The organism is Halomonas sp. PGE1 (genome assembly GCF_013000985.1).
Lineage (GTDB): Bacteria > Pseudomonadota > Gammaproteobacteria > Pseudomonadales > Halomonadaceae > Halomonas > Halomonas alkalicola.
Window position 1 is genome coordinate 335,392 of sequence record NZ_CP053032.1, and the last position, 13,048, is coordinate 348,439.

Here is a 13,048-nt window from a genome sequence, read left to right on the forward strand (position 1 = left end):
GCCAGCCCCTTGAGCCCCCGCGCAAAAGGGGGCAGGCTGGCGCTCATCCATCACGCTTTCGCCCCGGAGGTTCCCTTGGCCATCACCAACTTTGCCGATCTGCTCGGCGAGGCCCGCCTGCAGCCCGACGCCCAGCGGCTGCTGTTCGTCTTCACCCGGGCCGAGCTGCCCGACAACCCCACCGCCGAGCAGCGCCGGAACTTCGAGCAGGGCATCGGCGGCGTGCTGACGCCGGTGCTCTGCGTCGACAAGGCGCCGGTGGAGCTCAGCGACATGGCCGCCCTGGTGGCGGAGTCGAAGGAGACCGGCATCGAGTGGGACATCGTCTTCGTCGGCGCGCTCTCCGGCCGCGGCGTCGAGGCGCCGAGCGCCGAGCAGGCCGAGGCCCAGCTCGAACGCATGGTGGAGTCGCTCAAGATGGGCAGCGTCGATCAGTTCCTGGCGCTGGACCGCCAGGGCGAGGCCGTCCAGATCGGCTGACATCGGGGTGTCATCACCCATAGGGTTGAATTATCAGGGCGATGCCCCCATTCAATTTATACTATCGGATAATACGGGCTACCATGCCTGCGTATTCCAGCCACCCCTAGGCAACGACCAAAGGAGCATTAACGAATGTCCCTGCTTAACACCGAAGTCAAGCCGTTCAAAGCGACCGCCTACCACAACGGCGAGTTCGTTGACGTCACCGAAGAGACCCTGAAGGGCAAGTGGAACATCTTCTTCTTCTACCCGGCCGACTTCACCTTCGTCTGCCCCACCGAGCTGGGCGACCTGCAGGAGAAGTACGAAGAGCTCAAGAAGATGGGCGTCGAGGTCTACAGCGTCTCCACCGACACCCACTTCACCCACAAGGCGTGGCACGACAGCTCCGAGACCATCGGCAAGCTGACCTACCCGATGCTGGCCGACCCGACCCTGCAGATCTCGCGCAACTTCGAAGTGCTGATCGAGGAAGCCGGCCTGGCCGATCGCGGCACCTTCGTGATCGATCCGGACGGCAAGATCCAGATCGTCGAGCTGAACGCCGGCAACATCGGCCGTAACGCCGAGGAGCTGCTGCGCAAGGTCAAGGCCGCCCAGTACGTTCGCAACAACCCGAACGAAGTGTGCCCGGCCAAGTGGAAGGAAGGCGAAGAGACCCTCGCTCCCTCCCTGGATCTGGTTGGCAAGATCTAAAGGAAACGCTGATTCATTGCTGCGCTCGATATCTTGACCACCGGCGGTGCTCGAAATCCTCACCTAGTAACGCATAGGCTCCGGTTTCTGCGCTCCGGCGGTGGCCAACCTCTCTTCGCTCGCAACATGAATCACCTGTTTCCCGAGCGGTGTTGCTACGAGGCCCCGCCCCGGGCCTCGCCGCTCCCCACCCGGGCACCTGCTGCCCGGGTGTTTTCTACCCGTCACAAGCATGTCTCGGGCGACGCCTTCGGTGCTCGCACGGCCCCCTTGTGACTCCGTTTCGCGAACATGAAGGAAAACGCTGTCATGTTGGACGACAATCTGAAAAGCCAGCTCAAAGCCTATCTGGAGAAGGTCACCCAGCCGTTCGAGATCGTCGCTTCCCTCGATGACGGCGCCAAGTCTCAGGAGCTGCACGGTCTGTTGACCGATATCGCCGGCCTGAGCGACAAGATTACCCTGAAGCTCGACGGCCAGGACGCCCGCAAGCCGTCGTTTGCCATCAACCGCCCCGGTGAGGAGACCGGCGTGGTCTTCGCCGGCCTGCCCATGGGCCACGAGTTCACCTCCCTGGTGCTGGCGCTGCTGCAGGTGGGCGGTCATCCGCCCAAGGTCAGCTTTGATGTGATCGAGCAGGTCAAGGGCCTCGAGGGTAAGCTTCACTTCGAGACCTACTACTCGCTCTCCTGCCAGAACTGCCCGGACGTGGTCCAGGCGCTGAACCTCATGGCGGTGCTCAACCCGGGCGTCAGCCACGTGGCCATCGACGGCGCCCTGTTCCAGGACGAGGTGGAGCAGCGCCAGGTGATGTCGGTACCCAGCATCTACCTCAACGGCGAGCCCTTCGATCAGGGGCGCATGAGCCTGGAGCAGATCCTGGCCAAGGTGGATACCGGCGCCGCCAAGCGCGAGGCCGCCAAGCTCAACGACAAGGCCGCCTTCGACGTGCTGGTGGTGGGCGGTGGCCCGGCCGGCGCCGCGGCGGCGGTCTATGCCGCGCGCAAGGGCATCCGCACCGGCGTTGCCGCCGAGCGCTTCGGCGGCCAGGTGCTCGACACCATGGCCATCGAGAACTTCATCTCCGTCTCCCACACCGAGGGCCCCAAGCTGGCCGCCGCGCTGGAGGAGCACGTCAAGGAGTATGAGGTCGACATCATGAACCTGCAGCGTGCGGTCAAGCTGGTGCCGGCGGCCCAGCCGGGCGGCGAGCACGAGGTGCAGTTCGAGTCCGGGGCGAGCCTCAAGAGCAAGACCCTGATCCTGGCCACCGGCGCCCGCTGGCGCGAGATGAACGTGCCCGGCGAAGCCGACTACCGCAACAAGGGCGTGGCCTACTGCCCCCACTGCGACGGCCCGCTGTTCAAGGGCAAGCGCGTGGCGGTGATCGGCGGCGGCAACTCCGGCGTCGAGGCGGCCATCGACCTGGCCGGCATCGTCGGCCACGTGACCCTGATCGAGTTCATGGACGAGATGCGCGCCGACGCCGTGCTGCAGAAGAAGCTCAAGAGCCTGCCCAACGTCGACATCATCCTCGGCGCCCGCACCACCGAGGTGAACGGCGACGGCCAGCGCGTCAACGGCCTCACTTATGAGGAGCGCGCCAGCGGTGAGACCAGGAAGATCGACCTGGAAGGCATCTTCGTGCAGATCGGCCTGGTGCCCAACACCGAGTGGCTCAAGGGCTCGCCGGTGGAGCTCTCCGAGCGGGGCGAGATCATCACCGACGCCCACGGCACCACCAGCGTGCCCGGCATCTTCGCCGCCGGCGACGTGACCACCGTGCCCTACAAGCAGATCATCATCGCCATGGGCGAGGGGTCCAAGGCGGCGCTGGGCGCCTTCGACCACCTGATCCGCAGCTGATCGGCGGGGCCGGGCTCTTCTTCCCGGCCCCCGCCCGTCACAGCGACGCCCCCGCAGGCCTGGCCTGCGGGGGCGTCGTCGTTGTGCGCCAGGCATGGCGCGTAGCACCGATAGGTGCTGTTCCCGAGGGTGGTGCCTCGGGATGACTTGGGGGTGAAAGTCCCCTGCGGACCCTGATAGCGGGAACCGCTAGCCGAACAGCAAGGGTGTCCGCCGCGAGGCGGAATCTGAAGGAAGCTGAAGGCAAACTCCCGGCCTGACGAACAGGAATCGCATATGAGGCAGCCACATCTGGGCGAGAGGGCAATGACACTCGAAGCCCAATAGCTATCCGGAAGATGTGGAGGTAAATGCGGCGGGTAGATGGGAGGAAGGTCGCGCGTCTTACCCTGGGAGGTCTGGTGGTCTGCCACGGTGCTACCGGCGCCGAGAGGCGACGGGATGGGCCACCAGACGTCAGCAGAGGCCATAGTAAGTGCTGGTTCACCGCGGCACCAAGGGCCGAACATGAAGAACCGCGAGTAGGCGATGATGTCTCGAGGATCGATCATGAAGGCAGAAAGTGGCGCTGATACCGCCACCCACCCAGAGGGGCAGGGGCAGTACCCCGGGTCCCAGCCGGTGGGCGTCGAGACGATCCCGGCGTCGTCATCGTGGACGAAAGCGGAGCCCGCCCCGCTCATGGAGGCCGTGGTAGATAAGGCCAACATGGAGCGGGCTTACCGAAGGGTGGTCGCCAACAAGGGGGCGCCGGGTGCCGACGGCATGACGGTCCACCAGCTGGCCGACCACCTGAAGGAATGCTGGCCAACGCTGCGCGAGCGGTTGCTGGCCGGTGAGTACCACCCCAGTCCAGTCCGAGCCGTCGAGATCCCCAAGCCCAAGGGCGGGACGCGACAGCTCGGCATCCCCACGGTCACTGACCGGCTGATCCAGCAGGCGCTGCTGCAGGTGCTGACGCCGATCTTCGATCCGGGGTTCTCCGCATCGAGTTATGGCTATCGGCCCGGGCGCAGTGCCCAGCAGGCCGTCTCGGCGATGAAGGCCCATGTCACCGCCGGCCACCGCTGGGTGGTCGACCTCGACCTGAAAGCCTTCTTCGACCGGGTGAATCACGACCTGCTGATGGCGCGGGTCGCGCGCCGCGTCCGCGACAAGCGAGCGTTGCGCTTGATCCGGCGCTATCTGGAAGCCGGGATGTTCCAGGACGGCCTGGTCGCGCCACGCCGGCAGGGCACGCCCCAGGGCGGACCACTCAGCCCGCTGCTGGCCAATATCCTGCTGGATGACGTGGACAAGGAACTGGAACGCCGCGGCCACCGCTTTTGCCGCTATGCCGACGACCTGCAGGTGTATGTCAGGAGTCGGCGAGCGGGCGAGCGCGTCATGGCCAGTCTGAGTGATTTTCTCGAGAGCTCACTCAGGCTGACGGTCAATCGCAACAAGAGTGCGGTGGATCGACCCTGGCACCGGGGGTATCTGGGCTACACGCTGACCCGGCACAAGCGGCCGAAGCTGACGCTGGCCAAGACCAGCCTGCAGCGCCTGATGCAGCGTGTCCGCGAGATCCTCAAGCGTGGCAGGGGGCGCAACATACGGCGCGTTATCGAAGAGTTGACCCCGGTCCTGCGGGGCTGGGCCAACTACTTCTCCTTCGTCGACGTAAAGCGCCCGCTGGAAGCGCTGGAGGGTTGGATACGTCGCCGACTGCGTTGCGTGATCTGGCGGCAATGGAAACGCCCGCGGACACGGCGCCGCAAGCTACGGGCGCTGGGTCTGGACGACCATCGGGCGTGGAAGTCAGCGGGAAACGGGCGAGGCCCTTGGTGGAACGCCGGCGCCTCGCACATGAATCAGGCCTTGCCACGGAAATGGTTCGAGCAGCAGGGCCTGATCTCGGTACTCGATACGGTCAAGAGGGCTTAGTCGTTCTTCGTGAACCGCCGTGGTACGGAACCGTATGCCCGGTGGTGTGAGAGGACGGGGGAGGCGACTCCCCCTCCTACTCGATTGCATGGTTTGGCGTGTTGCCAGGTGTTGGCCGATCAGCGAGAGATCAGCCAGAGGAAGGGCAGCAGGGTGAGGGCCAGTATCGCCCCCACTGCCACAGCCACCAGCAGCATGCGGATGGGGTGGTGGCGCAGGCGCGTCCACAGGGTCGGCGCCTCGCCGCGCTCGGCCAGGTCGTCGCGCTCCTGGCGAACCCGCTCGGTGAGGCCCTGCTGATAGGCGTCGAGGGCCTCCCGGGCCGCCTCGAACTGACCCTCGTCACGCAGCCAGATGGCCGCCACGCCGAGGCCCCAGAAGCCGGCCCGGGTCTCGTAGGTGTCGAAGCCGTGCGCCTCGAGCAGCGCCCGCACCTCCTCGGCCTCGGCGTCGGGCACGTTGCCCAGCCGGAACAGCAGTCTTGCCACGATGCTCTCCTGTCTGGCCGGCTCAGGGCAGCTCGGCGCGCTCGATCACCACGGGCTCGCGGGGCACGTCCTGGAAGGGGCCGCGGCTGCCGGTGGGCACGCGGCGGATGGCGTCGACCACCTCCATGCCCTCCACCACCTGGCCGAACACCGCGTAGCCCCAGGTCTGGCCCGACTGCGGGCTTGCGTGGTCGAGGAAGCCGTTGTCGGCGACGTTGATGAAGAACTGGGCGGTGGCGGAGTGGGGGTCACCGGTGCGTGCCATGGCCAGGGTGCCGCGGCGGTTCTTCAGGCCGTTGTCGGCCTCGTTGGTGATCGGGTCGCGGGTCGCCTTCTGGCGCATCTCCTCGTCGAAGCCGCCGCCCTGGATCATGAAGCCGTCGATCACCCGGTGGAAGATGGTGCCGTCGTAGTGGCCCTCCTGCACATAGGTGAGGAAGTTGTTGACGCTCTCCGGGGCCTCGGCCTGGAACAGCTCGATGCCGATGGCACCGTGGCTGGTGTGCAGGATGACATCGGGTGCGGCCTGTTCGGCCTGGGCCGTGGTGACGGCGAGGCCGAGGGGCAGGGCGGCGGCGAGCAGCAGGGCGGGAATCAGCGGACGTTTCACGGGGCGGGTCACCATGTTGTTGAAGATCGAGGGTTGTGAAAATCGAGGGTCAGGAAAACAGGGTTCCCAGCATAAGGCCCCGCCGAGGCCCTGTCAGCGTCCGTCTTTCACCTGCGTTGAGGCAGCGTTCGGCAATGTTTGACATGGGTCACGGCCCCGCCCGAAAAGAGGTATCGAGTATGGATCTTAAGGGGGGATTCCCCGACCATTCCCTGCATGGGGGTCGGCGCCAGCCGCCGGCCCGGTGAATCCAGGCCCGGTCGGCCGGGCCTCAGCGGTGGCGGGAGGGAACAGCAGATGGTGGCGGAACTCGGTAACTTTGCGCTGATCCTGGCGCTCTGCCTGGCGCTGATCCAGAGCGTGCTGCCGCTGGTGGGTGCCCAGACCGGCAGCCTGCGGCTGATGCGCACGGGGGCCTTCCTGGCCAGCGGCCAGTTCGTCTTCCTGGCGATCGCCTACGGCGTGCTGACCTGGGCCTTCCTGGCCAATGACTTCAGTGTGCGCTACGTGGCCAGCCACTCGGCGCTGAGCCAGCCGCTGATGTACAAGATCACCGCGGTGTGGGGCGGCCACGAGGGGTCGCTGCTGCTGTGGGTGCTGATCCTCGGCCTCTGGGGCGTGGCGGTGGCGCGCTTCAGCCGCGCGCTGCCCCGCCAGATGCTGGCACGGGTGCTGGCGGTGATGGGCATGATCTCGGTGGCCTTCATCGCCTTCACGGTCTTCACCTCCAATCCCTTCGACCGCATTGTGCCCGGTCCCCTGGATGGCCGCGGCATGAACCCGCTGCTTCAGGACCCGGGCATGATCCTGCACCCGCCGCTGCTCTACATGGGCTACGTGGGCACCGCGGTGGTCTTCGCCCTGGCCATGGCGGCGCTGATGGGCGGCCGCCTGGACGCCGCCTGGGCGCGATGGTCACGGCCCTGGACCACGGTGGCCTGGGTGTTCCTCACCCTGGGGATCGCCATGGGCTCCTGGTGGGCCTACTACGAGCTGGGCTGGGGCGGCTGGTGGTTCTGGGACCCGGTGGAGAACGCCTCCTTCCTGCCCTGGCTCACCGCCACCGCCCTGCTGCACTCCCTGGCGGTGACCGAGAAGCGCGGCGGCTTCAAGGTCTGGACCCTGATGCTGGCGATCATCACCTTCGCGCTGGTCGTGCTGGCGGCCTTCATCGTGCGCTCCGGGGTGATCACCTCGGTGCATGCCTTTGCCACGGACCCGGACCGAGGCATCTTCCTGCTCGCCATGCTGGCGGCGACCCTGCTGGGCTCGCTGACCCTCTACGCCTGGCGGGCGCCCCGGGTCGGCCTGGGCGGCGGCTTCCACTGGCTCTCCCGGGAGTCGCTGCTGCTGGCCAACAACGTGCTGCTCACCGTGGCCTTCGCAGCGGTCTTTATCGGCACCCTCTACCCCCTGGTGCTCGACGCCTTCGGCCTGGGCAAGATCTCGGTGGGCCCCCCCCTACTTCGATGCGGTGTTTGCGCCGCTGATGCTGCCGCTGCTGCTGCTGGTGGGCCTCGGCCCCACGGTGATGTGGAAGCAGGCCAGCCCCGCCGAGGTGGTGCGTCAGCTGCGCTGGGTGCTGTTGGCCAGCGTGGTGGCCGGTGGCCTGTGGCCGCTGACCATGGGCGCCTGGCGCCCACTGACCGCCCTGTCGCTGATGCTGGGCAGCTGGATCCTCCTTACCGCGGCGCTCGATATCCGCAAGCGCCTGGCCGGTCGCCAGCCCCTGGCCACGCGCGTCCGCCGGGTGCTGCGTCCGAGCTTCCTGGGCATGCACCTGGCCCACGTGGGCCTGGCGATGGTGGTGATCGCCATCGCCATGGTCAACACCTATGAGGTGGAGCGCGACGTGCGCATGGAACCGGGCGAGACCACTGCGGCCGCGGGCTTCACGTTCACCCTGCTGCGCATGGAGGAGGTGCGCGGCCCCAACTATGACGCCGACCAGGCGGTGGTTGCGGTGACCCGCGATGGCCGTCCGGTCGCCACCCTGCTGCCCCAGCGCCGCTACTACGACACCCAGCCCCAGAACCCCATGCATCAGGCCTCGCTGCACCGCGCGGCGACCCGCGACGTCTATGTCTCCCTGGGCGAGCGGCTGGTGGGGGACGCCTGGAGTTTCCGGCTCTACTACAAGCCCTACATGGCCTGGATGTGGAGCGGCGCCCTTCTGCTCAGTCTGGGCGGCCTGCTGGCGGCCTGTGACAAGCGCTATCGCCTGGCCCGGCGCCGCGAGCGCGAGCCGGCGCCGGCGGTGGAGGGAAATCGCGAGGTGACCGCCTCATGAAGCTCAAGCTGCTGATGCCGCTGGTGGCGGTGATGGCCCTGCTCGGCCTGCTGCTGCTGGGCCTAGGACTCAACTCCCGGGACCTGCCCTCGCCCCTGGTGGGCAAGCCGGCCCCGGCCTTTAGCCTGGAGGCCCTGGAGGATCCGGAGACGATCCTGACGGAGCAGGACTTTATCGGCGAGGTGGCGCTGGTCAACGTCTGGGCCACCTGGTGCAGCACCTGCCGCGCCGAGAAGCCGCTGCTGATGGAGCTGGCCCGCGGCGGTATCCCGATCCACGCCTTCAACTACCGGGACGAACGTGACGCCGCGCTGCGCTACCTGGAGATGACCGACAGCCCCTACCGCACCATCGCCTATGACCCCGCGGGGGATGCCGGCATCGATTGGGGGGTCTACGCCACCCCCGAGACCTATGTGCTCGATGCCGAGGGCATCATCCGCTACAAGCGCATCGGCCCCCTCAGCCGCCAGTTGCTCCTCGACGAGGTGCTGCCCCTGGTCGAGAAACTGAGAGCCGAGAAACTGAGGGCGGAACAGCTGAGGGCGGATAAACGGAGCGCCGAAGCGGCGGGGAGGGCGTCATGAACCGCTGGCTGGCAGGCCTGCTCATGCTGCTGGCGGTGGCGCTTTCTCCCGGCATCGCCCTGGCCACGGCCATCGGCGAGCCGCTGGCGTTCGACAGCGAGGCCCAGCGCCAGCAGTACGAGACGCTGACCCGGGAGCTGCGCTGCACCGTCTGCCAGAGCGAGACGATCCACGAGTCCAACGCCGAGCTCGCAGCCGACATGCGCCGGCGGGTCTACCAGATGACCCGGGACGGCATGTCCGCCGACGCCATCGTCGACTTCATGGTGGCCCGCTACGGCGACTACGTGCGCTACCGGCCGCCGCTGCAGGCCAACACCGCCCTGCTGTGGGCCAGTCCCTTCCTGCTGTTCGGCGGCGGCCTGCTGGTGTGGTGGCAGGTGATGCGCCGACGCGCCCGGCCCGATGACGAGCCCCAATTCACCGACCAGGAGCGTGCGGCGCTGGAGCGCCTGCGCCGTGGCGACTGACCCCGGAGGTACGACGAGATGAATGGCCTCTTCCTGCTGCTGGCCCTGGGCCTCTGCCTGCTGGCCCTGGCCTTCGTGCTGATACCGCTGCTGCGTGAGCCTCGCGCGGCCGGCCCCGACCGTCGCGAGGTGCTGCTGGCGGTGCACCGCGACCGCGTCGCCGAGCTCGACCAGGACCTGGCGGCCGGCACCCTGACCGCGGAGCGCCACGCCCGCGCCCTGGCCGATCTGGAGCGCGAGCTGCTCGACAGCGGCGTGCTGGAGGCCGATCCGGGCACCGGCGGCGAGCGCCCTGGCCAGCGCCGCCTGGCCCAGGTCACCGCGGTCGCCAGCATGGCGCTGCTGCCCTTCCTGGCCATCGGTACCTACCTCTCGGTGGGCTACAGCGAGGAGGTGTTCGCCGCCCGCGCCCCGGCCGGCCAGGTGATGCCACTGCCCCAGCAGGCCGAGCCTAACGACGAGGAGATGACCCGCGAGTTCACCCGCCTGGTGGAGGGGCTGCAGGTGCGCCTGGCCCAGGACCCGACCGACCTCCAGGGCTGGGTGCTGCTGGGCCGGACGCTGACCTTCCTCGACGAGTTCGAGGCCGCGGGCCGCGCCTTCGGCGAGGCCCTGCGCCACGGTGGCGACCGCGACCCCGAGGTGCTGGTGCGCTACGCCGATGTGCTGGCCGAACTCGAGGGAGGGCTGGCGGGCGAGCCGGCGGCGCTGATCGAGCAGGCGCTGGCCATCGACCCCGAGCATGCCCAGGGGCTGTGGCTGGCCGGTACCCGCGCCTACCAGGAGGAGGCCTTCGCCGAGGCCCGCGCCTACTGGGAGCGCCTGCTGGCGGTGCTGCCGGCGGATTCGGCCGAGGCCGAGGTGATCCGCGGCAACCTGGCACAGCTGGCGCTTCGCCAGGAGTGAGTGCCGCCGGTCCAGCCACCGGTGCTTCCGCTGCTGCCCTGGCGTCGAGGGTCAAGGAGGTCAAGATGACGGTTCGCTTGAGTCGCGAGACGCTGCGCACGGTGCGCCAGGTGCCGCTGTTCGCCGGTCTCGGCGATGACACCCTGGCGCTGCTCACCGGCGGCGCCCACGAGCGCCGCTGTCCGCGCGGCACCCGGCTGTTCAGCGAGGGGGAGCCCGCGGATCGCTTCTACGTGGTGCTGGACGGCTGGGTGAAGCTCTACCGCGACAATCCCCAGGGCAGCGAGTGCCTGGTGGGGCTCTTCACCCGCGGCGAGTCCTTCGCCGAGGCGGCGATGTTCGACCGGCTGGGCTTCCCGGTGAACGCCGCCACCGCCGAGGAGGCCCGACTGCTGGTCTTCCCGGCGGAGCACTTCCTGGAGACCCTGCGCCAGCACCACGGTCTGACGCTCAACCTGCTGGCCAACCTCACCGCGATGCTCAGGGGGATGGTGCTGCAGCTCGATCAGCTCACCAACCAGTCGACCCACCAGCGGCTGGCGGCCTTCCTGCTCTCGCTGTGCCCGGACGATGCCCCCTTTGCCACCGTCTGCCTGCCCTGCGACAAGATGCTGATCGCCGCTCGCCTGGGCATGAAGCCGGAGAGCTTCTCCCGGGCCATGGCGCGTCTCAAGGCGCTGGGCGTGCGCTGCGAGCGCAACTGTGTCCATCTCGAGGACCTCCCCGCGCTGCGCCTGTTCGCCCGCGGCGGCGACTCACACCCCCTTCCCGGCTGCCCCGGACTCAACGGCACACGACTCTCGAGCCCCCTTTCGCCGCGAGCCATGACATAAGTCAACTCACCGGTTTGGCACTTGATCACTGTCAAGTGAGTAAAGAGGTAAAGCTGCTACTACTTATTGGCAGGTGGAGGGTGTCTCCCCGGGTCGTCGGATCGCCGACCCGGGCCACGCGAGGCTCTCTCCAGACCCTACCCCACGGGGAAACAGAGCGAGGCACGTTATGCACAAGAAAGCACTGAGCAAGGGGATCTTCGCCCTCAGCTTCCCGCTGGCCGCCATGATGGCGGGTGGCGTGCAGGCGGCGGCACCGGAGATGACCGCGGAGGAGATGGACCGCGCCGGCGATATCTACTTCTCCCGCTGCGCCGGCTGCCACGGCACCCTGCGCAAGGGCGCCACCGGCCCCAACCTGCTGCCCGAGACCACCATCGAGATGGGCCAGCGTCGCCTGGAGAGCATCATCACCTTCGGCACCGAAGGCGGGATGAACAACTTCGACGGCATCCTCGACGAGGAGGAGATCGAGCTGATCTCCAAGTACATCCAGCAGACGCCGGAAGAGCCGCCGGAGATGTCGCTTGCCGATATCCGCGAGACCTGGCGCATCGTGGTGCCCCAGGAGGAGTGGCCCACCGAGCCCCAGCACGATCGCAACTGGGAAAACTTCATGGTCACCATCCTGCGTGACCGTGGCGCCATGGGCATCATCGACGGCGATACCAAGGAGCTGGTCACCGAAGCCGAGACCGGCTATGCCGTGCACGTGGCCAAGGAGAGCTCCGATGGCCGCTTCTGGTACGTTCAGGGCCGTGACGGCCGTCTGTCCAAAATCGATTTGTGGATGGATCCGCCCCAGGTAACTGCCGAAGTATTCATCGGCATCGACGCCCGCGATGTGGCGGTGTCCCACTACGGCGAGTGGAAAGACAAGTACGTCATCGGTGGCGCCTACTGGCCGCCGCACTTCGTGATCGCCGATGCTGAAACCATGGAGCCGCTGAAGGTCGTCTCTACCCGCGGTTACGATACCGAGGGCAACTATGTCCATGAGGCTCGCGTAGCGGCGCTCTACAACACGCCCCATGCGCCCAGCTTCCTGGTCAACGTCAAGGAGACCGGGCAGATCTGGCAGGTCGACTACAGCGACCTCGAGAACCTGCGCATCGATCACATCGAGTCGGCCGAGTACCTCCACGACGGCTTCTTCGACCCCACCGGGCGCTATTTCCAGATCGCGGCCAACTTCAGCAACCTGATGGTGTTCGTCGACACCGTGGAGCGCAAGCGGGTGGGCATGCTGGAAACCGGCCAGATTCCCCACCCCGGTCCTGGCGCCAACTGGATCGACCCCGAGTGTGGCCCGGTGGCCGGCACTACCCACCTGGGGGAGGGCCGCATGACCTTCTGGGGCAACGACCCGGAGAACTATCCGGACCAGGCCTGGGAGATCTGCGGCAGCGTCGAGACCGACGGCCCCGGCCTGTTCGTGCGCACCCACCCGGAGTCCGACAACGTCTGGATCGACCAGGCGATGCACCCCGAGGCCGACGTCAACCAGTGGGTCATGGTCATGGACAAGGAGACCCGCGAGCTGACCCCGATTCACGTCGCCGACCGCCCCGTCGAGCACGACGCCGTGGCGGTGCACATGGAGTATGACCAGACCGGTACCGAGGTGTGGGTCTCCATCTGGGCACGCGGCCGCGGCCACCAGAATGACGGCGCCATCGTGATCTACGACGACAAGACCCTGGAAGAGAAGGCCCGGGTCGAGAACCTGAACACGCCGACCGGCAAGTTCAACGTCTACAACCGCAAGAACCACGTCGGCTGAGCCGACCCGCCGGAGCGCCCGCGGGCGCTCCGGCTCCTTTTCCAGCCATTCTCGCCTTCCCGGACGCAGGGCGCCGGAGTGGCTGGGCAAGGGGCCGGACACCATAACGA

Annotated in this window: 11 protein-coding genes and 1 pseudogene; 10 read left to right on the forward strand and 2 right to left on the reverse strand. The window is 67.5% G+C overall.

The window, feature by feature from the left end; genetic code table 11:
* Window positions 1–75 precede the first annotated feature (75 nt).
* From HIR79_RS01670 to ltrA, 4 genes are all read left to right on the forward strand, one after another.
* Window positions 76–480 carry a ribonucleotide reductase subunit alpha gene (locus HIR79_RS01670; protein ID WP_169956293.1) on the forward strand — a complete coding sequence of 135 codons (405 nt, stop codon included), beginning with the start codon at window positions 76–78 and terminating at the stop codon, window positions 478–480.
* A 141-nt stretch (window positions 481–621) separates the two neighbouring features.
* Complete coding sequence (gene ahpC, locus HIR79_RS01675; RefSeq protein WP_502708669.1) at window positions 622–1,179, forward strand: alkyl hydroperoxide reductase subunit C; 558 nt, start codon at window positions 622–624, stop codon at window positions 1,177–1,179.
* 309 nt (window positions 1,180–1,488) lie between these two features.
* Window positions 1,489–3,045 carry an alkyl hydroperoxide reductase subunit F gene (gene ahpF, locus HIR79_RS01680; RefSeq protein WP_169956297.1) on the forward strand — a complete coding sequence of 519 codons (1,557 nt, stop codon included), beginning with the start codon at window positions 1,489–1,491 and terminating at the stop codon, window positions 3,043–3,045.
* 549 nt (window positions 3,046–3,594) lie between these two features.
* Entirely contained in the window at window positions 3,595–4,971 is a 1,377-nt protein-coding gene (gene ltrA, locus HIR79_RS01685) for a group II intron reverse transcriptase/maturase (RefSeq protein ID WP_211620904.1), read from the forward strand.
* Between the two features lie 119 nt (window positions 4,972–5,090).
* Here the strand turns inward: ltrA and HIR79_RS01690 are convergent, their stop codons facing one another.
* The gene (locus HIR79_RS01690; protein ID WP_169956299.1) at window positions 5,091–5,459 is read right to left on the reverse strand and encodes a DUF6164 family protein; all 369 of its coding nucleotides are present in this window, start codon (window positions 5,457–5,459) and stop codon (window positions 5,091–5,093) included.
* 22 nt (window positions 5,460–5,481) lie between these two features.
* Window positions 5,482–6,027, reverse strand: a complete 546-nt coding sequence (locus HIR79_RS01695) for a peptidylprolyl isomerase (protein ID WP_439649846.1) — start codon at window positions 6,025–6,027, stop codon at window positions 5,482–5,484.
* A gap of 339 nt (window positions 6,028–6,366) precedes the next feature.
* Between HIR79_RS01695 and HIR79_RS18780 the strand changes: the two are divergent.
* The 6 genes and pseudogenes from HIR79_RS18780 (at window position 6,367) to HIR79_RS01725 (ending at window position 12,938) form a co-directional block, all read left to right on the forward strand.
* Window positions 6,367–8,359: pseudogene (locus tag HIR79_RS18780) on the forward strand (heme lyase CcmF/NrfE family subunit).
* Window positions 8,356–8,946, forward strand: a complete 591-nt coding sequence (locus HIR79_RS01705; protein WP_169956303.1) for a DsbE family thiol:disulfide interchange protein — start codon at window positions 8,356–8,358, stop codon at window positions 8,944–8,946. Before HIR79_RS18780 ends, HIR79_RS01705 begins: the two are co-directional and overlap by 4 nt.
* Window positions 8,943–9,416 carry a cytochrome c-type biogenesis protein gene (locus HIR79_RS01710; protein ID WP_169956305.1) on the forward strand — a complete coding sequence of 158 codons (474 nt, stop codon included), beginning with the start codon at window positions 8,943–8,945 and terminating at the stop codon, window positions 9,414–9,416. The genes HIR79_RS01705 and HIR79_RS01710 overlap by 4 nt, the downstream gene beginning before the upstream one ends.
* A gap of 18 nt (window positions 9,417–9,434) precedes the next feature.
* A complete protein-coding gene (ccmI, locus tag HIR79_RS01715; RefSeq protein ID WP_169956308.1) occupies window positions 9,435–10,322 on the forward strand; it encodes a c-type cytochrome biogenesis protein CcmI in 888 nt (295 codons plus the stop codon).
* Window positions 10,323–10,387: 65 nt separating this feature from the next.
* A complete protein-coding gene (locus tag HIR79_RS01720) occupies window positions 10,388–11,155 on the forward strand; it encodes a Crp/Fnr family transcriptional regulator (RefSeq protein ID WP_169956310.1) in 768 nt (255 codons plus the stop codon).
* A 169-nt stretch (window positions 11,156–11,324) separates the two neighbouring features.
* The gene (locus HIR79_RS01725; protein ID WP_169956312.1) at window positions 11,325–12,938 is read left to right on the forward strand and encodes a cytochrome D1 domain-containing protein; all 1,614 of its coding nucleotides are present in this window, start codon (window positions 11,325–11,327) and stop codon (window positions 12,936–12,938) included.
* The last annotated feature ends 110 nt before the right edge of the window (window positions 12,939–13,048 follow it).

Coding starts and splice junctions, on each gene's coding strand:
- HIR79_RS01720 (WP_169956310.1), top strand. CDS start 10,388: ATGACGGTTCGCTTGAGTCGCGAGACGCTGCGCACGGTGCGCCAGGTG.
- HIR79_RS01725 (WP_169956312.1), top strand. CDS start 11,325: ATGCACAAGAAAGCACTGAGCAAGGGGATCTTCGCCCTCAGCTTCCCG.
- ltrA (WP_211620904.1), top strand. CDS start 3,595: ATGAAGGCAGAAAGTGGCGCTGATACCGCCACCCACCCAGAGGGGCAG.
- HIR79_RS01710 (WP_169956305.1), top strand. CDS start 8,943: ATGAACCGCTGGCTGGCAGGCCTGCTCATGCTGCTGGCGGTGGCGCTT.
- ccmI (WP_169956308.1), top strand. CDS start 9,435: ATGAATGGCCTCTTCCTGCTGCTGGCCCTGGGCCTCTGCCTGCTGGCC.
- HIR79_RS01705 (WP_169956303.1), top strand. CDS start 8,356: ATGAAGCTCAAGCTGCTGATGCCGCTGGTGGCGGTGATGGCCCTGCTC.
- ahpF (WP_169956297.1), top strand. CDS start 1,489: ATGTTGGACGACAATCTGAAAAGCCAGCTCAAAGCCTATCTGGAGAAG.